The 19607-nt window shown below is 46.0% G+C and carries 22 protein-coding genes; 11 read left to right on the forward strand and 11 right to left on the reverse strand.

The genetic code is table 11. From position 1 onward, the window contains the following. Window positions 1-29 precede the first annotated feature (29 nt). The 4 genes from map (at window position 30) to MOC09_RS08545 (ending at window position 1733) form a co-directional block, all read left to right on the forward strand. Entirely contained in the window at window positions 30-779 is a 750-nt protein-coding gene (gene map / locus MOC09_RS08530) for a type I methionyl aminopeptidase (RefSeq protein ID WP_268290837.1), read from the forward strand. An 81-nt stretch (window positions 780-860) separates the two neighbouring features. After that, the gene (locus MOC09_RS08535; protein WP_268361858.1) at window positions 861-1175 is read left to right on the forward strand and encodes a DUF3243 domain-containing protein; all 315 of its coding nucleotides are present in this window, start codon (window positions 861-863) and stop codon (window positions 1173-1175) included. A 108-nt stretch (window positions 1176-1283) separates the two neighbouring features. After that, on the forward strand, window positions 1284-1439 hold the full coding sequence (locus MOC09_RS08540; protein WP_268361861.1) for a hypothetical protein: 156 nt from the start codon (window positions 1284-1286) through the stop codon (window positions 1437-1439). A gap of 156 nt (window positions 1440-1595) precedes the next feature. Next, window positions 1596-1733, forward strand: a complete 138-nt coding sequence (locus tag MOC09_RS08545; RefSeq protein WP_003239885.1) for a YflJ family protein — start codon at window positions 1596-1598, stop codon at window positions 1731-1733. Between the two features lie 40 nt (window positions 1734-1773). Here the strand turns inward: MOC09_RS08545 and MOC09_RS08550 are convergent, their stop codons facing one another. Beyond that, complete coding sequence (locus MOC09_RS08550) at window positions 1774-2439, reverse strand: MOSC domain-containing protein (RefSeq protein ID WP_268370197.1); 666 nt, start codon at window positions 2437-2439, stop codon at window positions 1774-1776. A 66-nt stretch (window positions 2440-2505) separates the two neighbouring features. Between MOC09_RS08550 and MOC09_RS08555 the strand changes: the two genes are divergently transcribed. Beyond that, entirely contained in the window at window positions 2506-2781 is a 276-nt protein-coding gene (locus tag MOC09_RS08555; RefSeq protein WP_268361865.1) for an acylphosphatase, read from the forward strand. On the opposite strand, the gene nosA is transcribed toward MOC09_RS08555, so the two are convergent. From nosA to MOC09_RS08605, 10 genes are all read right to left on the reverse strand, one after another. Next, window positions 2772-3863 (reverse strand): nitric oxide synthase, encoded by a 1092-nt coding sequence (nosA, locus tag MOC09_RS08560; protein ID WP_268361867.1) that lies wholly within the window; start codon window positions 3861-3863, stop codon window positions 2772-2774. The genes MOC09_RS08555 and nosA overlap by 10 nt on opposite strands. A 121-nt stretch (window positions 3864-3984) precedes the next feature. Further along, a complete protein-coding gene (locus tag MOC09_RS08565) occupies window positions 3985-4779 on the reverse strand; it encodes an MBL fold metallo-hydrolase (protein WP_268361868.1) in 795 nt (264 codons plus the stop codon). Window positions 4780-4834: 55 nt separating this feature from the next. Then, window positions 4835-6136, reverse strand: a complete 1302-nt coding sequence (gene citM / locus MOC09_RS08570) for a citrate transporter CitM (protein WP_268361869.1) — start codon at window positions 6134-6136, stop codon at window positions 4835-4837. 26 nt (window positions 6137-6162) lie between these two features. After that, complete coding sequence (locus MOC09_RS08575; protein WP_268361871.1) at window positions 6163-6306, reverse strand: hypothetical protein; 144 nt, start codon at window positions 6304-6306, stop codon at window positions 6163-6165. Window positions 6307-6332: 26 nt separating this feature from the next. Further along, on the reverse strand, window positions 6333-7292 hold the full coding sequence (locus MOC09_RS08580; RefSeq protein ID WP_268361873.1) for a tripartite tricarboxylate transporter substrate binding protein: 960 nt from the start codon (window positions 7290-7292) through the stop codon (window positions 6333-6335). Between the two features lie 2 nt (window positions 7293-7294). After that, window positions 7295-7975: a two-component response regulator CitT gene (gene citT, locus MOC09_RS08585; RefSeq protein WP_268370199.1), complete on the reverse strand. Its 681-nt coding sequence runs from the start codon at window positions 7973-7975 to the stop codon at window positions 7295-7297. Further along, entirely contained in the window at window positions 7947-9575 is a 1629-nt protein-coding gene (gene yflR / locus MOC09_RS08590) for a two-component sensor histidine kinase CitS (RefSeq protein ID WP_268370201.1), read from the reverse strand. Before yflR ends, citT begins: the two co-directional genes overlap by 29 nt. A gap of 949 nt (window positions 9576-10524) precedes the next feature. Further along, on the reverse strand, window positions 10525-11961 hold the full coding sequence (locus MOC09_RS08595; RefSeq protein ID WP_268361210.1) for an anion permease: 1437 nt from the start codon (window positions 11959-11961) through the stop codon (window positions 10525-10527). A gap of 127 nt (window positions 11962-12088) precedes the next feature. Beyond that, window positions 12089-13351 (reverse strand): pectate lyase, encoded by a 1263-nt coding sequence (locus MOC09_RS08600; protein WP_268370204.1) that lies wholly within the window; start codon window positions 13349-13351, stop codon window positions 12089-12091. Window positions 13352-13544: 193 nt separating this feature from the next. Next, window positions 13545-13892 carry a general stress protein gene (locus tag MOC09_RS08605; RefSeq protein WP_268370205.1) on the reverse strand — a complete coding sequence of 116 codons (348 nt, stop codon included), beginning with the start codon at window positions 13890-13892 and terminating at the stop codon, window positions 13545-13547. 242 nt (window positions 13893-14134) lie between these two features. Here MOC09_RS08605 and MOC09_RS08610 point away from each other — a divergent pair, with 242 nt between their 5' ends. From MOC09_RS08610 to MOC09_RS08635, 6 genes are all read left to right on the forward strand, one after another. After that, window positions 14135-14503, forward strand: a complete 369-nt coding sequence (locus MOC09_RS08610) for a YfmB family protein (protein WP_268370207.1) — start codon at window positions 14135-14137, stop codon at window positions 14501-14503. 108 nt (window positions 14504-14611) lie between these two features. Next, entirely contained in the window at window positions 14612-15559 is a 948-nt protein-coding gene (yfmC, locus tag MOC09_RS08615) for a Fe(3+)-citrate ABC transporter substrate-binding protein YfmC (RefSeq protein ID WP_268370209.1), read from the forward strand. Window positions 15560-15631: 72 nt separating this feature from the next. Continuing rightward, window positions 15632-16633, forward strand: a complete 1002-nt coding sequence (gene fecD / locus MOC09_RS08620; protein ID WP_268361205.1) for a Fe(3+) dicitrate ABC transporter permease FecD — start codon at window positions 15632-15634, stop codon at window positions 16631-16633. After that, complete coding sequence (gene yfmE, locus MOC09_RS08625) at window positions 16630-17631, forward strand: Fe(3+)-citrate ABC transporter permease YfmE (RefSeq protein WP_268370211.1); 1002 nt, start codon at window positions 16630-16632, stop codon at window positions 17629-17631. Before fecD ends, yfmE begins: the two co-directional genes overlap by 4 nt. A 12-nt stretch (window positions 17632-17643) precedes the next feature. Beyond that, window positions 17644-18444 carry a Fe(3+)-citrate ABC transporter ATP-binding protein YfmF gene (gene yfmF, locus MOC09_RS08630; RefSeq protein ID WP_003233737.1) on the forward strand — a complete coding sequence of 267 codons (801 nt, stop codon included), beginning with the start codon at window positions 17644-17646 and terminating at the stop codon, window positions 18442-18444. A 103-nt stretch (window positions 18445-18547) separates the two neighbouring features. Further along, the gene (locus tag MOC09_RS08635) at window positions 18548-19567 is read left to right on the forward strand and encodes an NADP-dependent oxidoreductase (protein ID WP_268361203.1); all 1020 of its coding nucleotides are present in this window, start codon (window positions 18548-18550) and stop codon (window positions 19565-19567) included. The last annotated feature ends 40 nt before the right edge of the window (window positions 19568-19607 follow it).

The raw sequence follows: 19607 nt of genomic DNA on the forward strand, positions 1-19607 counted from the left end.
ATTATTTAAAAAGAAAGCGGGAATGACAGATGATTGTAACAAACGATCAAGAATTAGAAGGCCTGAAAAAAATCGGAAGAATTGTGGCGCTTGCACGTGAAGAAATGAAACGGAAAGCAGAGCCCGGCATGAGCACTAAAGACCTTGACCTGATCGGAAAAGCGGTGCTTGATGAGCACGGCGCTGTTTCCGCTCCTGAGAAGGAATACGACTTTCCGGGTGTGACATGCATCAGCGTAAATGATGAAGTGGCTCACGGCATACCAAGCACCTCCAAAATATTAAAAGCGGGAGATCTTGTGAACATTGACATCTCAGCAGAATTTGGAGGTTTCTATTCCGATACAGGCGTCTCATTTGTGCTCGGTGAAGGAGAAGAACGCCTTCATAAGCTTTGCCAATGTGCGGAAGACGCTTTTCAAAAGGGGCTGCAGCAGGCAAAAGCGGGTAAGCGCCAAAACCAAATCGGAAGAGCCGTTTATCATGAGGCACGCTCTCAAGGCTTTACCGTCATCAAAACCCTGACCGGGCACGGAATTGGCAGAAGCCTGCATGAAGCGCCAAATCACATCATGAACTATTATGATCCATTTGATAACGCGCTTTTCAAAAACGGCACAGTCATCGCGCTCGAACCGTTTATTTCAACGAAAGCAGAAACCATTGTTGAAGCTGGAGACGGCTGGACGTTCAAGACACCTGACAAGAGCATGGTTGCCCAAGTGGAACACACCATCGTCATCACAAAGGACGAACCGATTATCCTGACAAAGCTGTAAAACATATTCCGGACTGCCGGCATGTTTAACCTCCTCCAATTGCAGGTAAAACATCACTATTCTGCAGGAGGAGGTATTGCAATGAACAGAGATCAAGAAAAAATCCAAATTGAAAACGAATTGAACGCAATGCATGGCATAACAAAAGAAGACATTTTACAAGACTTCGAGGAATTTAAGGACTACTTAAAAAAACAAGTGAACCGAGGCAAAAAGCTGGGATTGGATGACGGCAAGCTTGTGAAAAGCGCCGCGATCCTGGGAGACTACCTCGCGAAGCATGAAGAGCCGCAAAACAGTGAAGAAATGCTGCTGCAAGAGCTTTGGAGCGTTGCGGACGAAGATGAGAAAAAACATTTGGCACAGCTGCTGGTCAAATTGGTTGATAAACAATAAAACATGAGCCGGGCGCATATGCTGCCTGGCTTTCTTGATATTGTCACAGCCCGGCTCTTCCAGATATGCTACACTACTATTATGTCTGTGAAAGGAGCCTTTATCTGCATGTGGTTTATTATTTTCGGCATTATTTTTTTCATTGAAGGCATCATTATGACCGTTTACGGCGTAAAGAAAAAAAACGGGATGCTCACATATATCGGCGTTGTTTTCGCCATTATGACATTTGGCGTTGTCATGCTCAAATTGACCGGCCATTAAATCATATTCGGCTTTTGCTCCGCATATACATACAGAAGAACATTCGTACATCTAGTTCGAAAGGCTCAGTTTTTCCCGCATCTCTTTTCAGCATCTTTTTATGGATGTTACAATGCCAATCGTTTAGAAATCAGATAGGGAAAGGAGTTTTCTGACATGCATTACGGCAGTAAAGGCTGGTATGTGGCAGAATTAAAAAAGCAGGGGATCACGCACCATGAAGGAAGAAAGCTTCAAAGCTATAAAACCTATTTTCTTGCCAACCTGCTTGAAACAAAGAAAAAACAATCTTAAGAATGATAAAGCCGTGCACGTTGATATGCGCGGCTTTTTTCTATTCAGCCGGCTGCAGCCTGTCTCTTTTTTTCATAAAAGACGCTCTCCAGCTCTCCGACAATGCATCTTCACTTAATATCAGTTCAATGGCTGCGAGATTTTTTGCATCATGGTAGTTGATGCGGTTGGCGAACTGGACGGATATGCCTTTCGCTCCTCTGGACAGCAATTCAAGTTTGGCGCCTGGAGACACCCTGCCCTCTTCCAATACGCGAAAATAAAAACCGGTATAGCCGGTTTGCTGGACCTTCAGTACCATTTCCTTTACGCCAAACTTTTTCGCCAGCTTTACACACGGCTGGCGCGGCTGGCTGACCTGAACAACAGCTTCATCAAGCTTAAACACATCCCCGATGCAAACATTCTCCTCGGTCAGACCCGCGACCGTCAGATTTTCACCAAATGCGGCGCTTGGCAGCGGTCTTGAGAGGAACTCTTCCCAAAACGGATAATGCTCTGCCGGATAAACACAGACAGCCTTATCAGGCCCGCCGTGATTGACGAGATCCGCCTGTCCGTCTCCTTCAAAATTCTCCCGATACAGCATAACAGCGGAATCAGCCGGCCGCTTCATGATGCCGGTTTCGATCTTCTTTCCGTCATATTCAAGCGTCTGCGGCATTCCGAGATTAAGAGAAAGAACTGAATAGTGCGCTGGTTTCATACGAACACATCCCCTTTACAGGTCGCAAAATATTTGATTATCATAAAAAGAAAAGGTGGTTTTGACATGCTTCAATACCGAATCGTTGTAGACGGCCGGGTTCAAGGTGTGGGCTTTCGCTATTTTGTTCAAATGGAAGCCGATAAGCGAAAACTGGCCGGCTGGGTCAAAAACCGGGATGACGGCCGTGTCGAGATTTTGGCAGAAGGCCCGGAAAACGCCTTGCAATCGTTTGTTGAGGCTGTAAAGAAAGGCAGCCCTTTCTCAAAGGTTACCGACGTCTCTGTTACTGAATCCCGCAGCCTTAACGGCCATCATCGCTTTTCCATTGTTTACTCATAAGGCTTATCTTGATAAAAGTAGTTCGGCTTAACGATTGCGTTGTCATAGGAACGGTGGAAGATATGGGTTGCCGCGGGTGAAATCGGCGGTATCAGCCACGTCCAGTCTCCCGTCAGCTTTCTGCCCGCTTCTTCCTCCTGTTCTTCAAACCGTTTAAACTGGCTTGCGGCCGTATGATGGTCAACGATGCTGACACCTTGCTTTTTAAACGAGTGCAGCACAGCTTTATTCAATTCAACAAGCGCTTGATCCTTCCATAAATCCGTATTGTAATCAGAGGCGATGCCGATCACGGATGCCACTTTTTTCAGCTTGTCGTACCGCTTTTCATCCGCCAGGTTTCTCGCTCCGATCTCCGTGCCCATATACCAGCCGTTAAACGGCGCGGCATTATAATGAATGCCCCCGACCTCAAGCTTCATATCAGAAATAATCGGCACGCCGTACCATTTCAGCTCCAGATCTGAAAACGCTTCGATGTCCGGATGTGTGATTGGAACCTCAATCACAAGTGAACGCGGCAGGTCATACCAGACCGGCTGTTCGTCGCCTTTCATGCGAAAGATAAGCGGCAGCAGGTCAAAATCCGTTCGTTCTCCGCGCCAGCCGAGCTCTTCGCAGGCTGCGGTCAGAGAAAGGGAAGCCGGGTCGCCGATTCTTTCTCCGTCTGATTCATATCCAGCGTACCGGATCAGCTGATGATTCCAGATCTCGACTTGTTTTTCACCCTTCTCTTCCGGAGGGAAAATCGTAATGGTCGGCCTGATTTTCCCGTTATTGGTGGCGGTTTCAATATGATGAAAGAGCGCGTCACGCACTTCCTCCTTCGTCCGGACGTCACGTCTGTCGATGACATTCAGCGAGTTCCAGAACAATCTGCCGATGCAGCGGTTGCTGTTTCTCCAAGCCATTTTCGCTCCGTGCTCCAGCTCTTCCTTCGTATGTACATAGCTTCCGGTCCGGTCAATTTCACTTTTGATGCCATCAAGACGGCCTTTTATTTCATCCTCCTTTCCCAATTCCTGATAGCATGCGGCAATAAACGCTTTCGCTTCGTTCCAGAGTATTTCTTTTTCTTCCAACAAACTCTCCCCTTCACATCACATTCATGCTTTTCATTGTATCGTTTTTAAGCGGGAAGACAAATGATTTTTCTGCATCTTCTTGGAATAAAACAATAAAAAACACCCACGTCTGTGGGTGTCAAAGAGACAACAAGCGATTTGCCAATTCAGTTAAGTCACTGTGAAAGTTTTTGCCGGTCATCGGTATGCCGTGCCCGGTCAGCAGCGCTTCCGGTTCAAGGCCGGCCAGCTTCTGAATGGACTCGGCAGCCGTCTCTGGGTCAGGCGTGAAATAAGCTGGCGGCCCGTGAAGCTCCTGTTTTTGAATCAAGACGTCAGCCATTTTCTCCTGTTCGACTGTAATGACAGCATCGCCTGCCACAAGCACGCGTCCGTCCTCGCGGAATAATGAAATATGGCCGGGCGTATGTCCCGGTGTCGCAATCCACATCCACTCGTCAAGAAACGGAACGGAGCCGTCTTCCGGCAGTGCCTGCACATATGAGGAAATATTGATGGAATGCCGCGGAAACAGCGGCGACAGCTTGGCGACCAGCCCGCTCTTGCTGTCAGGACGAGCCGGAGGATAATCCTCTTTCCCTGTTACATAAGGCATTTCCCGAGAGTGGACATAAACAGGAACGTCCCAATGCTCAAGAATCTCTTCGATTGCCCCGATATGATCAAAGTGCCCGTGTGTGAGGATCATCGCCTTCAGCTGAAAATCCTCACCAAATCTTTGTTTGGCTTCATTGATAATCATGCCGGCTGATTGAGGCATGCCGGCATCGACCAAAACAAATGAGTGAGGTTCAGCAGGCAGCTGAATAAAATAGACATTCGCAATTTGCACGGTCAGGCCGTGCACCCCTTTTGCCGCTTCGAACCCCGTTCCGCTTCTGACTGAAGTCAGCGGCATGTAAGGATCACTCATGATGACACCTCCGGTATGTTGTATGCCGTTAGTGTGTGTCATTCCGCCTGAATTATCAAAAGGAAATAGAGATCGAACCAATTAATAGAGCGATAGCCGTCATGACAATCACAGCCAGAACCGCCCACTTCAATGCGAACTTTTGATGGTCATCAATGGAAACCCCGACAAGTCCGACAAGCAGATGCGTGGATGGCACAAGCGGGCTCAGCATATGAATCGGCTGGCCGATGATGGAGGCTCTGGCAATTTCCACTTTATCCACACCGTATGCGACAGCTGTTTCTGATAAAATCGGAAGCACCCCGTAGAAATACGCGTCATTCGGCATCAAGAATGTGAAAATGCCGCTTGTTAAGGCCACAATCGCCGGAATCAATCCGCCCAATTGTTCAGGAATCATAGACACGAGCGAAATCGCCATTTCATCAACCATTTTGGTGCCTGTCAAAATCCCCGTAAAAACCCCCGCCGCAAAAATCATGGATCCAATAGCCAGCACGTTGCTCGAATGCGCCGAGATGCGCTGTCTTTGATGCTCAAGATTTGGATAATTCACAATGAGTGCAATACAGAACGCAATGACAAACAGTACAGTTAAACTGATTTTCCCAGATACCAAACATCCTATTAAAGAAAGCGTTAACAATAAATTGAACCACCAAAGTTTCGGCCGCTTCCACTCATCTTCAACCGCGGCCGCCGGTTCATTGGCATTGGCCGGCTGTTTCAGTTCAATCACGCCAAGGCGCTTTCGTTCCGCCTTTCCAAGCACATACGCAACCGCTACCATACAAAGCATCCCGCTTGCAATGACAGGTATCATCGGCCCAGTAAGCTCAGCCGGATCAACCCCCAGCGCGCTCGCCGCCCGCGGCGTCGCGCCTCCCCATGGAATCGTGTTCATGATCCCCATGCCGACTCCCGCGATTCCCGCCAGGATAATCGGCCGGATGCCAAGCAGCAGATAGAGCGGAAGCATGGCGCTTGTCGTAATCATATACGTAGTCGAGCCATCTCCGTCCAAGGCAACAAGCATCGTAAGAATCGCTGTCCCCACAACGATTTTTAACGGGTCACCTTTGACCATGCTTAGAATTTTGCCAACCATCGGATCAAACAGTCCTGTATCAATCATTATCCCAAAATATAAGATCGCAAACATAATCATGACCGCAGTCGGCGCTACCTGCTGAATCCCCGAAATCATCATATCGCCGACTTCAGTAAATCCAAATCCGGCGATCAGCGCAAACACAATCGGCGTCAAAACTAATGCTGTTAAAACAGAAAGCCGTTTTGTCATGATCAACGCCATAAACACAAGCATCATGAGAAAGCCTAAGATTGCTAACACATCCATTCCCCCTTAAATGAATCCGCTTACATTTTTTTGTCTCCCTTACTCCCTTTTTGTCTTGCCTTTTTGCCATCGTATGAGAAAACCATTCGCAAGTAAATAATTTGGTTTTTTTGTATTTTTAATTTTTTAAAACCGTTTTGTTCTTTTTGACCATTTTCCGTCATGAAAAAAATCCCGGGATGCCGGGATCTTAATGTCCTGTCATAATGCTTTGATAAAAAGCGGATTGCTGTTCAAGAAACCGTTTCGTTTCGCTGCTGTTTAAATAAAAGCTTTCCCAGTCCTGTTCGTTTATTTTTTGCTTCCACTCAGGTGAGGATGTGACCTTTTTTAGCGCTTGATCCCAGTAAGAAATCTCTTCCTCAGACATGTTTTTCGGGCCCAAAATCCCTCGCCAATGAGAAAACACAAACGGGATCCCCTGCTCCTTCCACGTCGGTACATTTGGAAAGCCGGGAAGTCTTTTATCAGACGTGACAGCGGCTAACGTGATATCGCCTTGCCGTTCATATGGCTTCGCTTCAGAAAGTGTCATGGAAGCCGCTTCTATCTCATGTCTCATCAGCGCCTGAATGAGCTGTTCACTGCTGTCATACTGTAAAAATTGAATGTCAAAAGGGTCAATGCCGTACATATCTGCCGCTCTGACGAACGAGAGCTGATCATCATTGCCAAATCCCGGAGCAAAGCCGATTTTCACCTTGCCGGGATGCCTTTTGATCTCATTCAGAACATCCTTGGCGTTTGATAACACCGATCCTTTTGGCAATGCAACCGTCTGCCATTCCTTGGAGAGAATGGCGAGCGGAGTAAAATCGGCCATTTTTAATTTGCTTTGCCCAAGAAGGTCATTGCTCAATATTAGGCTGGACGTCATGCTGATGGTCTGTTTGCTGCTTTCGTTAACGTATTTCCAGCCTTTCTCTCCCCCTCCTCCGGGTTTATAGACAATATGAACATCACCCTTCACAATCTGCTTCTGCTTCAAAACAGATTGGATCGCCTTGGCTGTGACATCCCAGCCGCCAGAAGGCTCAGCGGGGACGACAATTTCTATCGGCCCCTCAGGCAGGCGCGGCGCAGCCGCCTGCCTGATATCACCCTGCATAAAGATCAATAAAGAAATCAATAGGATTATCGATTTTTTCATATCTAGTCCGCCGCCAAATAATATTTTCTCTCCGGCCTGCCGATAATCCCGTATTCAAGCTCTGCTCTTGCTTCTTCCTTTGATACAAGGTACTCGGCATACCGGCGGGCAGTCGTTCGTGACGCCCCCATCTTTTCTCCAAGTTCTTCCGCTGTTAATCCTTCTGACGCAGTCCGAAGCACTTCCTTAATTTTTCGCAGTGTAATCGAATTAATGCCTGTCGGCAAATCCTCTGCCGGCAAGGATGTTTTTACACCGTTCCCAAAAATATGATCGATCATGGATTGGCTGACCTCCGGCTGAGACAGGAGCAGCTTTCTTTTTTCTTTATACTGAAGCAGCACCTGCCTGAACTTATCAGCCGTGACGGGTTTGATCAAATAGTGGGCAATCCCTGCCCTGAGCGCTTCCTGTAAATGACGGGTTTCTGTTGCCGCTGTGATAATCATAATATCCACTTCAGGAAATCGGCTTCGTATCTCAGGAATCAATGTGGTCCCAAGCTCGTCCGGCATATAAATATCCAGCAGAAGCAAATCAGCCTTTCGTTCCTCTAAAAGCGCCATTGTCTCTTTAGCGTTTGCTGCTTTGCCGATAATCTTGAATCCATCAAGCTGTTCAATCAATCTCTCATGGATTTGCGCAACCCGAAAATCATCCTCCGCAATCGCGATGTGAATCAAATGGATTCCCCCTTTGTTTCTCCTTTGGTATAAATACAGTGAATACCGCACCGCCAGTTTTTTGATTCGCCAGTTCGATCCAGCCGCCCAGTTCATCTACTGAGTCTTTCACATTGGCCAGACCGTAGCCTCTCTCCATCCCCTTTGAAGAATAGCCTCTTTCAAACACAGCCTCCATCTTATCTGGCGGCACACCGGGCCCTGTGTCATATACTTCAATGACAATGTCACGGCCCATATCCGTGATAAAAAACAAAACCTCCTTCACGCTTTGCTTCGCTACAGCTTCGAAAGCGTTATCAATTAAATTGCCGATAATCGTAATAAGATGAGACAAGCCGATATGTGCAGGAAGAGGCGCGAGTGAGCTGTTCTCATCAATAACCAGCTTGACCTTCTTTTCCGATGCCTTGCTGATTTTCCCTAACAAAATGGCCTGCACCTGCTGCGAATGAATGTTTTGGAATAAAAGATCATGCTGTTCATTTTGTATCGCGTATTCCTCTTTAATCAGATCAATGGCTTCATCGCATTCTCCAAGTTCAAGCAGCCCTAAAATCGCATAAAGCTTATTTGAAAATTCATGAGTCTGCGCCCTGAGATCCTCTGAATATTTGCGAACCTCTGTCAATGTGTCGATCAGCTTCTTCAGCTCTGTTTTCTCCCTGAAGCTGACGACAATCCCATACGCCTGCCCGCCTTGATTCATCACTTTCGTATTGATAATAAACACTTGATCGTTGACACTTACCTCCTGGTTCGGCAGCATTTCTCCTTGTTCAAGCACAGACATCAGCCCTGCGCCCGGCATGACGTCATCTATGGGAAGATGGATCACAGGCTTTGGCAGCTTCAGCATTTCGGCCGCCGACACGTTCATCATGGTGACAACGCCTTCACGATTGGTGGCAATGATTCCTTCTCGAATTGCGAAAAGCATTGCATTTCTCTCACGATATAGAGCCGCGATCTCATGAGGCTCAAGGCCAAGCGTATCCTTCCTGATGCTTTTCGCCAATGCGGCGGCACCGGCAAATCCAAGCAGCAGCACAAGCACAGCAATCACACTCAAATTTCTCAAATGCTTTTTGATGCTTTGCTCTGTCTCCGTTTGCAGAAAATCAACAGACACGCTGCCGATCACTTGTCTGTATCCCTTTTGTTCTTTTATAATCGGCGCGCTCCCTCTAATCACTCTTCGTCCATCCGCTTTTGTTTCAGAAACATGGGAGCCGCCAAACAAAATTTCTCTGCTGCGCTCCAGCTTCTTTAGACCGCTTTTTCCAGAGGCGCTGCGAATGTCTCCTTTTTCATCCAACACATAAATGGCATACGCGCCAGTCTGTTCTATCATTTGTTCAATGACCTCTTGCGTCTCAGCCGCATGTCCGCCTTTTCTCTCAATGAGCCCTTTAGCCGGCGGCATGTAGGAAATGGTTCTCGCCGTTTGAACCGCCAGCTGCTCTGCCTGTCTCCGTTCCTCCTGTGTATGCTGAACGGCTAACGTAATGGTCAGCACACCAATGACAAAGACCAGCAGAGCCGCAATGAGCCCCATTATTTTTGTTTGCAGGGAAAAATGGAACCGCTTTTTCACCACAGCACCAGCCGTCCTTTCTACCTAGATCATATCATTTTTCGTTCAGAATTTTTTGTTTTTTGGTATTGATTGCGTAAACAAACGAAATTCTTTCTGAGACCATTACCTATTGAAAAAGTTATAGCTCTTAAATATTACGAACCTCACAAAGATTCGTTAGCGGCCTTTCAATTTTAGTTTTCAAGTAAATCACAAAGAAAGTTTTCCAACACAAAAAAGATTGTAGAGAAAACATAGCCTTTCTCTACAATCTGAGTAAAACCTATTACATTTTTTGATGTCACTATAGCAATAAGAAAATAAGTTCTAACGCGCCATTGGAACGGAAATTAACATTTATCAATGAAGTAGTATATATAAGTGAATTGTCTTAAGTGAAGCGATTATGTAACCCATAAAAGGTTTAGTTGATTGAGATAAATAGATTTAAAAGAAGGTCCAACATGTCATCTTCCCCTTTCATGCATTAATGAAATCATGTGTCATGAAATTAACCAATTGTGATAGAGACAAACAAGTCTAATAGAAGGTCCAACATGTCATCTTCTCCTTTCATGCATTAATGAAATCATGTGTCATGAAATTAACCAATTGTAATAGAGACAAACAAGTCTAATAGAAGCTCCAACATGAAATCACCTCCTTTGAAGACTAAATATTCAGATAAATATTATTTGTTTTGTCTTCGTTTATTACATTTGAAAACGAATTCTCTTTATTTAATATTGCAAAATAATAACTCCTCACAAAAAACCTCATATGTATATTTACATGAAATTACACCTAAGGTTTATATGAACTAATTGAGTAAATAATATCATGAGCTGGAATTTGTGTAAATGCTTTAAATTTCTCTTTTTTAATATTTTTGTAAATATTCTGTTATTTTTGTTTTAATAGTAAAAAAGCTTGAAGAGAGAAAATAATCTTCTCTTTTCAAGCTTAGACTTTACCATATTCCTAGAACTTTCCACCATAATCCGCCGATCCCAAGCCATACGATAATATGGACAATCGACAGGATAAATCCGATGGACCACCATTTGCCTTGCGGAATGTAGCCTGCTCCGAAGAAGACTGGAGCCGCTCCAGAACCGTAGTGGGTCGTTGACCCGAACAGGTTGCTGATGAATGCAAGGCTCAGCGCTGCTAAAAGCGGCGGTGCGCCCGCTGCTACGACCACAGCCAAGAATGCTGAATACATCGCACTGATGTGGGCTGTCGCACTTGCAAAGAAATAGTGAGAGTAATAATACACAACAATTAAAATGATGAATGCCACAATCCATGAGAATCCTGATACGGATGATTTCATGGCATTACTGAACCAAGACACCATGCCTAATTCATTCAAGAAGTTGGCGAGCATGACAAGCGCCGCAAACCAAGTGAGCGTATCCCAAGCGCCCTGTTCTTTTTTGACATCATCCCAAGTCAGAACCTGTGATAATAAGAGAACGGCCAAACCGATCAATGCAGTTGTGGTTGCGTCGATATTGAAATTGCCGCCAAAAATCCACAGCACGAGCACTAAAAGAAACACGATAACCATGGAAAGCTCTGATTTTTTGAATGGCCCCATTTCTTTCAGTTTTTCTGTTGCGATTTTTGCCGCATCCGGTGTTTCTTTGATTTCCGGCGGATACAGCTTGTAAATCACAAGCGGCGTAATGATTAAGCTTACAAGTCCCGGTACAATCGCGGCAATTGCCCAGCTTGTCCATGTTAAGTCCACCCCTGCGACATCATGGGCCAGCTTGGCAATCAGCGGGTTTGCCGCCATCGCCGTTAAGAACATAGCAGAAGTGATCAGGTTTCCCTGAAAACCGGTTTTCAATAAAAATGCGCCGATTTTTCTTTCTGTTCCGTTTGCCGGGCTTGATCCGAATGTTTCGGATAACGATCTGATAATAGGAAAGATAATGCCTCCTGCACGCGCCGTATTACTTGGAATGGCAGGTGAAAGTATTAAATCACTGAACAACAGTGAATAAGAAAGTCCAAGGGTTTTTTTCCCGAATTTCTGAACGAATACATACGAAATTCTCGCACCGAGCCCGGTTTTGATAAATCCCCGGGAAATGAAGAATGCGATCACGATAAGCCAAATGGTCTTATTCCCGAATCCGCTTAATGTATCCTCAATTGATAGTGTTCCAGTTAGTGCAGTAACCGCCAATGCAAAGATTGCAATTGCACCCATTGGCAAGGGCTTGGAGATAAAGCCGATAATTGTCGCGACAAAGATCGCAAACAAATGCCAAGCTTTAGGTTCAAGTCCGGACGGAGCGGGAATAAACCAAATGATTAGTCCCACAGCGACAGTAATAAGCAATGGGACAAGCTTTACTGCTGACTGTTTTCCTGCGTCTTTTTCTGAAGCCATAAATAGGTCTCCTCCTATATACTTGTTTTCCGATCCCCTTTCCCATTCTACTCCTTAACTAAGTTAATAAACATTTTAATTAATTAAAAAACACAAAGGTGAACATCCCTTTGTGTTTTTCATTTTCTTAATTTAGTTTACCCGCACCCGCTTGGGATATAACAGTTGTTTTCACATTGGCGGAAGCATCAATTGTGCCGTGCAGAGACGGCGTCCAGCCGACAGAAGAGCTCAGCCCGTTTGCAGCCGATGCGTTGATTTGTGCCCCGTTCAGCAATGTGCCTGAGTCATATAAGGCTGTTCCCCCGCTAAATACGCTGATCGTTTTAGCAGCTGTCAGTCCAGGTACGTCAAAGACATTGTTCTGAGCATAGATTTTAGAGGACTTTCCGATTCCCCACGCATAACTGAAGGCATAATCTGAGGAGCTTGTACTGCCTTCATAATAGTTGTTGTATACATGCACTTGTCCGAAGCGGACTCTCGGTGCGCGCTGAACGATATTCTTGTAGCGGTTGTGGTGAAGCGTAATTTTTAATTTTCCGTCATCAGATGTTTTGCTGTCGCTTGATCCGAAGATGGAGCTTTTATCATGATCGTGATAATAGTTGTAAGACATCGTGATATAGTTAGCACCGTTAGAAGCATCAGTTTGCCCGTCATGATGCTGATATTTTCTGCCGAAATACTTAGGCGATGTGCTGTCTGGCCGGGAACCGTCATTAAAGGTGCAATGGTCAATCCATATGTGCGTGCCGCCGTTTATCGTGATGTTGTCGTATTGTGAGTTCCAGTTTCCTGAGCTGCCGTCAGTCGGATCCCACTGCGGAAAATAATCATAAGCGTCCTGGAATTCGAGATTGCGGATAATGACGTTATCACTTTTGATTTGGAAGTTTCCGCCCACGATTTTGGCATTTGTCCCTGAACCGACGATGGTCGTGTTAGCAGGAATATCCACCATAACCCGTGCTTTTTGGTTTTTCTGTGAGCGTGCTCTCGCCTCTTCTTGAGTTCCAGACGGCTCTTTTTTGCCCCATGTGCTTGGGTCATAGGCTTTCAAATATTTATCCAAATCGTACTCCGGATCTTTATAGTCATTTAGACCAAGCGGCTTTAGATTGTCATCCACATTCATGTCAATCGTTCCCTTGATATAAATGATTTTTGGCGTTGTGTTGGTTTCCTTTCCTAGTGCCGAGACAAGCTGGTTTCTGTTGCTGACGGTATACACATTCGAGGACGATGCTTTTGATCCGCCTGTTGTGCCGGTTGAATACGCGCCCCAGCCATCATTGGATCCCAACGTCTGATGGCCTAAATCAGCTGCGTTCGCGCCAGCTGGAGTCAATCCTAAAAACAGAGCCGTAGCTAACATTACTTTTTTCATTCACTATGTACCCCCATTTTCTATTTTGTGAGATTTTATTCCAATTTATCACAAAAATATAATAGCAAATTGAGGGACATTCAGAACCGAAAATGTTCCGCTATCTGATTGCGGCATACTGCAACGCATATACCGCAAAGACCGCAAAAAAACCCAAAAGGCCGAAGTTTGCCTTTTGGGCTATATCCCTGCATTATGCCCAGGATTTCACTTTTTCATTATCTGTCACAAAGAGAAGCACTTTCCCTTCATCTAAACGTTTTTCGAATTGAGCGGCTTCATCTTCAGAAAAGCCGATTTCGTGAATTTTATTGCGGAGCTCGTCTCCTTTTTTATTAAAGATATTTCCTACCGCGTGCTTGAAACCTGTTTCTTTTGCTCCGATCGTGTTGGCATTCGTGTTGCCTGCCAGGCGTTCCGTTCTGTCATCATCGTGAGCTAAGACGTATACATCCTCTGTCGCAACACCCATTTTCTGTAATTCTTCTACATCCTTCATGAGCTGTTCGTCGTTTGTATACTCTTTTACAACTGGTTTCATTTCGAATTCCTCCTTCATGATATCTATGTTTCTTTTATACCCGTTCGCATATTGATGAAACAGATTTCAGAACATTGGAGAGAAAAACAGGAAGAATGATAGTAGCCTTTTATTTTCCGCCCATGGTAAAGTGATAGGAACGGGACCCATTTTCAGAAAAATCAAAATTAAAGAGAAGCCGCTGCACGGAGCACACGACCATGAAATGCTGCCTTTATCCGTACGAGCAGGAGGTATGTCTAATGCAATACTTTTCACCAGAACAGCAATACAATGCTTGGATTGTGAGTGATTTAGTCAAACAGATTTTCTATAAGCGCGCCGGATGTTCACCAGGAATTCACGAGCTTGCGGTTTTTGCCGAGGAACATTTTCATATCGATATCGACTTTGTTTTCTCGATTATCATGAATATCGGCGACATTGAATTTGCACTAACAGATGAAATAGAAAAGAAATTGTCCGGTTATCTCAGCACTCTCCTTCCTTATGTCACTGCTGATATGTTCGAAACCTCTAAAGCCAACGCCCATGCGTTTTTGTCTCGAAGACACGGTAACGTTGCATACCACTTATTTGTGTCTGATGATGCTTTCATGAAAAAGCAATAAACCGCAGCTTTCTTTATTAAAAAAATATTGACATGATGAGCCATGCTATTATAGTGTTTACATGTGATAATGATTCTCATTACTAAATCTAAAAGAAGGAAGAATGACATGCGCACCTATTCTAACAAGTTGATTGCCATCATGAGTGTTTTATTGCTCGCCTGCCTCATTGTATCTGGCTGTTCATCAAGCCAGAATAACAACGGAAGCGGCAAAAGCGAGTCTAAGGATTCCAGAGTGATCCGAGACGAAGAAGGAAAAACGACAGTAAGCGGCACACCTAAGCGGGTGGTTGTCCTAGAGCTATCATTCTTGGATGCTGTCTACAATCTCGGCATTACGCCAGTGGGCATCGCCGATGACAACAAAAAAGATATGATTAAAAAGCTTGTCGGCAGTTCAATCGATTATACATCTGTAGGCACACGCAGCGAACCGAATCTTGAAGTCATCAGTTCCTTGAAGCCTGATTTAATCATCGCTGACGCTGAGCGCCATAAAAACATTTATAAACAGCTGAAACAAATCGCCCCGACAATTGAATTAAAAAGCCGGGAAGCGACTTATGACGAAACGATCGACAGCTTTACAACGATCGCTAAAGCATTAAATAAAGAAAATGAAGGAAAAGAGAAGCTTGCCGATCACAAAAAAGTGATCAACGATCTGAAAGCGGAACTTCCTAAAGATGAAAATCGCAGCATCGTTCTCGGGGTTGCGAGAGCAGATTCATTCCAGCTTCATACGTCATCATCTTATGACGGAGAAATCTTTAACATGCTCGGCTTTACACACGCTGTGAAATCAAATGAAGCCTATCAAGAGGTCAGCCTTGAGCAATTGAGCAAAATCGATCCTGATATATTGTTCATCTCAGCGAATGAAGGCAAGACAATTGTAGACGAGTGGAAAAAGAACCCGCTCTGGAAAAATCTCAAAGCGGTGAAAAACGGACAAATCTATGATGCGGACCGTGACACTTGGACAAGATTCAGAGGGATCAAGTCTAGTGAAACAAGCGCCAAAGACGTCCTCAAAAAAGTGTATAATAAGTAGGACAAAAAAGAAGCGAGGGGAAATCCTTGCTTCTTCGTTTTTGCAATCAGACGCAGTAAGGAAGTGAGACAGTTGTATCATTCAGCCAAACGGCGCTCATCATCAAGACTGATGATGTTCATCATCGCACTGATCATATTAATATTCGGGCTTGGGCTGAATCTTTCAGTAGGCGCCTCAGATATCGGCATCATCGATGCATTGAAATATCTTTTTGTATGGGACGGTTCTAAGGAACAGCTCATCATCTCTACTCTTCGCCTTCCCCGCACATTAATCGGCGTTTTCGTCGGCGCCAGCCTGGCCGTAGCAGGGGCGCTGATGCAGGCCATGACGAGAAACCCTCTGGCTTCACCTCAAATTTTCGGCGTGAATGCGGGTGCATCGCTTTTTGTCGTTGCTGCGCTCGTCGTTCTGCCGGCATCGCCCTACTCCTCCGTTGTATTCGCTTTTGCGGGTGCGGCAGCAGGCGGTGCGATTGTATACATGATTGCCTCATCTGGCGGAATGACACCTGTCAAGCTGGCCCTGTCAGGAATGGCGGTGCATTTGTTCCTCTCTTCCATGACACAGGCTATTATTATTTTAAATGAGTCGGGAGAGGATGTCCTGTACTGGATGACAGGCGCGATAGATGGGAGCAATTGGCAGGACGTCATGACCATCGCTCCGTTTTCTGTGATCGGCATCGGGCTGGCCCTCGTGTTTTCCGGCTCTGTTTCTGTTCTTGGTCTCGGAGACGAAACAGCAAAAGGGCTTGGGCAAAATATGAACGGCATCCGAATTCTGATCAGTTTGATCATTTTAATTCTTTCCGGCGCTTCCGTAGCCGTCGCCGGGCCGATTGGATTTGTCGGACTGCTTGTTCCGCATATTGTCCGCAAGCTGATCGGAGAACATTACCAATACGTGCTTCCGTTTTCGGCGCTGTTCGGTGCCATTTTGCTGGTGTACGCCGATGTTCTGGCCAGATGGATTGCATTTCCCTATGAATCACCGGTTGGCATTGTCACAGCAATTATCGGAACACCGTTCTTCTTATACTTGGCGAGGAAAGGGCGAAATCTGAAATGAAGAAAACAACCAGAAAACAAAAACGCCCCTTGCTGGCGATACTTCTATTGGCCGTGATTCTGATCGTTCTGTCCGTCATCAGCATCGGCTTCGGCGCCTTATACATTTCACCAGCTGCGGTAGTGACGAATTTGCTGGGATTGGATCATTCCTTTGAATTTATCATTCAGCAATATCGCCTCCCACGGATTGTATTAGCGATTTTGGCTGGTGCCGGGCTTGCCGCAGCCGGAGCAATTTTACAGGGTGTGATTCGCAACCCGCTCGCTTCTCCGGACGTTGTCGGCATTTCAAAAGGTTCCGGACTTGCGGCGATGACTGTGATTCTGATCTTTCCTGAATCACCGGTATACGTGCTTCCGTTCTCCGCATTTGCCGGCGCCGCCATTATTGCTGTACTATTATTAATGATAGCCCGCAAAAAAAGCATTCAGCCCTCTTCACTGGCTTTATCAGGCATCGCCTTAGGCGCGGTCTGCCACGCCGGGATGCAATATATGATGGTCAAGTTTCCGGGCGACGTGAATGCTGCACTCATTTGGCTGACAGGCAGCCTCTGGGGAAGAAACTGGGAAGAAGTCAAGCTGCTTGCGCCATGGCTATTGATTCTTTTGCCGATCGTCTGCATTCTCATACCGAAGCTGGACCTGATGTCTCTCGGTGATGAGCTTGCACAGGGTCTGGGCGAAAACGCAAACCGGCTGAGATTCATCCTGATTTTCACCGCGGTTGCACTTGCGGGAAGCTGTGTAGCCGTCGTCGGCTCAATCGGTTTTATCGGTTTGCTTGCTCCGCATATCGCCAGACGGCTTACCGGAGAAAAAGCTAAATATTTACTGCCTGCATCGGCATTGATTGGTGCTATTATATTATTAATTGCAGATACATTAGGGCGCGGCATCATGCCCCCGGTTGAAATACCGGCTGGCATACTGACGGCCGTGATCGGTACGCCTTATTTCTTATATTTATTGAAATTTGAAGCGAGGAAACAGTAGGGAGAGGATACCATGGGAAAACTGGCTGCAGACCAACTCACTCTTTCATATGACAGCACAGTGATTATAGACGGAGTCGATTTAAAGATAGAAGAAGGCAAAATCACTGCGCTTATCGGCGCCAATGGCTGCGGGAAATCAACGATCCTCAAATCGCTCGCCAGGCTGATGGCTCCAAAAAGCGGTACTGTTCTATTAGAGGGAAAAGATATACACCGCCAGCCATCAAAAGAAGTCGCAAAAAAACTGGCCATTCTACCTCAATCTCCTCAGGCGCCTGAAGGATTGACGGTAGAAGAATTATGCTATTTCGGCAGACATCCTCACAAAAAGCTGTTATCCAAGCATACCCAAGAGGATCACGACATGGTAGAGTGGGCGCTGGAAGCAACGGGCATGATTGAGCTGAAGGATCGGACACTGGATGCCCTCTCAGGCGGCCAAAGACAAAGAGCATGGATTTCCATGGCGCTTGCACAAGGCACTGATTTGCTTTTGCTTGATGAACCGACCACATATTTAGACATCTCACACCAGATTGAAGTGCTTGAGCTTCTGAAAAAGCTGAACCGCGATCATGGCCGCACCGTTGTCATGGTGCTCCATGATTTAAACCAAGCCGCTCAATATGCCGACTATTTGATCAGTGTACTGGACGGAAAAATATACAATGCCGGAACACCGGAAGACGTATTTACCCAGCCGTTTTTCCGTGAAGTCTTCGGCTTGGAATGCTGCATTATGAGAAGCCCGATCGACCAGAAGCCAATGTGCCTGCCGACGGGACTGTGCCCGAAATTACGGGCCAAATAAAAAGGAGAGGAACCCCTCTCCTTTTTTGTATGCCAGCATACCTTTTGTATTTCCTCTCCTGTCCATGTTACAGTGGTGTCAACCAAGTGATAGGAGGATGAAAATGACAGCATCTCAGCAGCAAATTCAATTAGCAAGACGTCCGCAAGGTGTTCCCGTTCATGAAGATTTTCGCTTTGAAACCATTCCGGTTCCTGAACCGAAGCAAGGGGAAGTGCTTGTCAAAACGCTTTATGTATCGGTTGACCCTTATATGCGCGGCCGTATGCAGGATACGAAGTCATATGTTGAGCCGTTCGCCTTGAATGAAGCGCTTTCTGGCGGGGTCATCGCTGAAGTTGTATCAGACGGGAATCATCTGAAAAAAGGCGATATCGTCATCGGAAACCTCAGCTGGCAGGAATTTTCCTCGGTAAGCGAGTCTGCCTTGCGAAACATTGATACAAGCCTTGCTCCCGCTTCTGCCTATCTCGGCATTTTGGGGATGACCGGCTTGACGGCATACTTTGGATTGCTGGATATCGGGCGTCCGAAAGAAGGCGAAACCGTAGTGGTCTCCGGAGCTGCGGGAGCCGTCGGTTCAACAGTCGGGCAGATTGCCAAAATCAAAGGCGCGCGAGTTGTCGGCATCGCGGGCTCTGATGAAAAAGTCTCCTATTTAAAGCAGGAGCTGCAGTTTGATGAAGCCATCAATTACAAAACAGCTGATGATATCCAAAAAGCGCTTGAAGACGCTTGTCCTAACGGTGTCGATGTGTATTTTGACAATGTAGGCGGACCGATTTCAGACGCGGTCATGAACCTGCTCAATGAATTTGCCCGCATTCCGGTGTGCGGCGCCATATCTTCCTATAACGCAGAAAGCGAAGCAGATGACATGGGCCCTCGTGTTCAATCAAAACTCATTAAAACGAAGTCGCTGATGCAAGGGTTTATCGTAAGCGACTACTCCGATCGTTTTTCTGAGGGGGCAAAACAGCTGGCCGAATGGCTGAAGGCTGGTAAACTTCATTACGAGGAAACCATCACAGAAGGCTTCGAAAACATTCCTGACGCGTTTCTCGGCTTATTTAAGGGAGAAAATAAAGGAAAACAGCTGATCAAGGTCAGCGATCCGAGCTGAAGATGAAAATGGGAGGGCTTTTTGCCCTCCTTTTGTGTTG

It is taken from the genome of Bacillus sp. N12A5 (genome assembly GCF_026790125.1).
Lineage (GTDB): Bacteria > Bacillota > Bacilli > Bacillales > Bacillaceae > Bacillus.

What these genes read in the sequence shown, in the direction of transcription:
- MOC09_RS08545 (WP_003239885.1), top strand. Translation starts at nt 1,596, where the DNA reads ATGCATTACGGCAGTAAAGGCTGGTATGTGGCAGAATTAAAAAAGCAG.
- MOC09_RS08580 (WP_268361873.1), bottom strand. Translation starts at nt 7,292, where the DNA reads ATGAAAAAATCGATAATCCTATTGATTTCTTTATTGATCTTTATGCAG.
- MOC09_RS08600 (WP_268370204.1), bottom strand. Translation starts at nt 13,351, where the DNA reads ATGAAAAAAGTAATGTTAGCTACGGCTCTGTTTTTAGGATTGACTCCA.
- MOC09_RS08550 (WP_268370197.1), bottom strand. Translation starts at nt 2,439, where the DNA reads ATGAAACCAGCGCACTATTCAGTTCTTTCTCTTAATCTCGGAATGCCG.
- yfmC (WP_268370209.1), top strand. Translation starts at nt 14,612, where the DNA reads ATGCGCACCTATTCTAACAAGTTGATTGCCATCATGAGTGTTTTATTG.
- MOC09_RS08635 (WP_268361203.1), top strand. Translation starts at nt 18,548, where the DNA reads ATGACAGCATCTCAGCAGCAAATTCAATTAGCAAGACGTCCGCAAGGT.
- yfmE (WP_268370211.1), top strand. Translation starts at nt 16,630, where the DNA reads ATGAAGAAAACAACCAGAAAACAAAAACGCCCCTTGCTGGCGATACTT.
- MOC09_RS08610 (WP_268370207.1), top strand. Translation starts at nt 14,135, where the DNA reads ATGCAATACTTTTCACCAGAACAGCAATACAATGCTTGGATTGTGAGT.
- MOC09_RS08555 (WP_268361865.1), top strand. Translation starts at nt 2,506, where the DNA reads ATGCTTCAATACCGAATCGTTGTAGACGGCCGGGTTCAAGGTGTGGGC.
- map (WP_268290837.1), top strand. Translation starts at nt 30, where the DNA reads ATGATTGTAACAAACGATCAAGAATTAGAAGGCCTGAAAAAAATCGGA.
- MOC09_RS08535 (WP_268361858.1), top strand. Translation starts at nt 861, where the DNA reads ATGAACAGAGATCAAGAAAAAATCCAAATTGAAAACGAATTGAACGCA.
- yfmF (WP_003233737.1), top strand. Translation starts at nt 17,644, where the DNA reads ATGGGAAAACTGGCTGCAGACCAACTCACTCTTTCATATGACAGCACA.
- MOC09_RS08595 (WP_268361210.1), bottom strand. Translation starts at nt 11,961, where the DNA reads ATGGCTTCAGAAAAAGACGCAGGAAAACAGTCAGCAGTAAAGCTTGTC.
- MOC09_RS08565 (WP_268361868.1), bottom strand. Translation starts at nt 4,779, where the DNA reads ATGAGTGATCCTTACATGCCGCTGACTTCAGTCAGAAGCGGAACGGGG.
- MOC09_RS08605 (WP_268370205.1), bottom strand. Translation starts at nt 13,892, where the DNA reads ATGAAACCAGTTGTAAAAGAGTATACAAACGACGAACAGCTCATGAAG.
- MOC09_RS08575 (WP_268361871.1), bottom strand. Translation starts at nt 6,306, where the DNA reads ATGACGGAAAATGGTCAAAAAGAACAAAACGGTTTTAAAAAATTAAAA.
- MOC09_RS08540 (WP_268361861.1), top strand. Translation starts at nt 1,284, where the DNA reads ATGTGGTTTATTATTTTCGGCATTATTTTTTTCATTGAAGGCATCATT.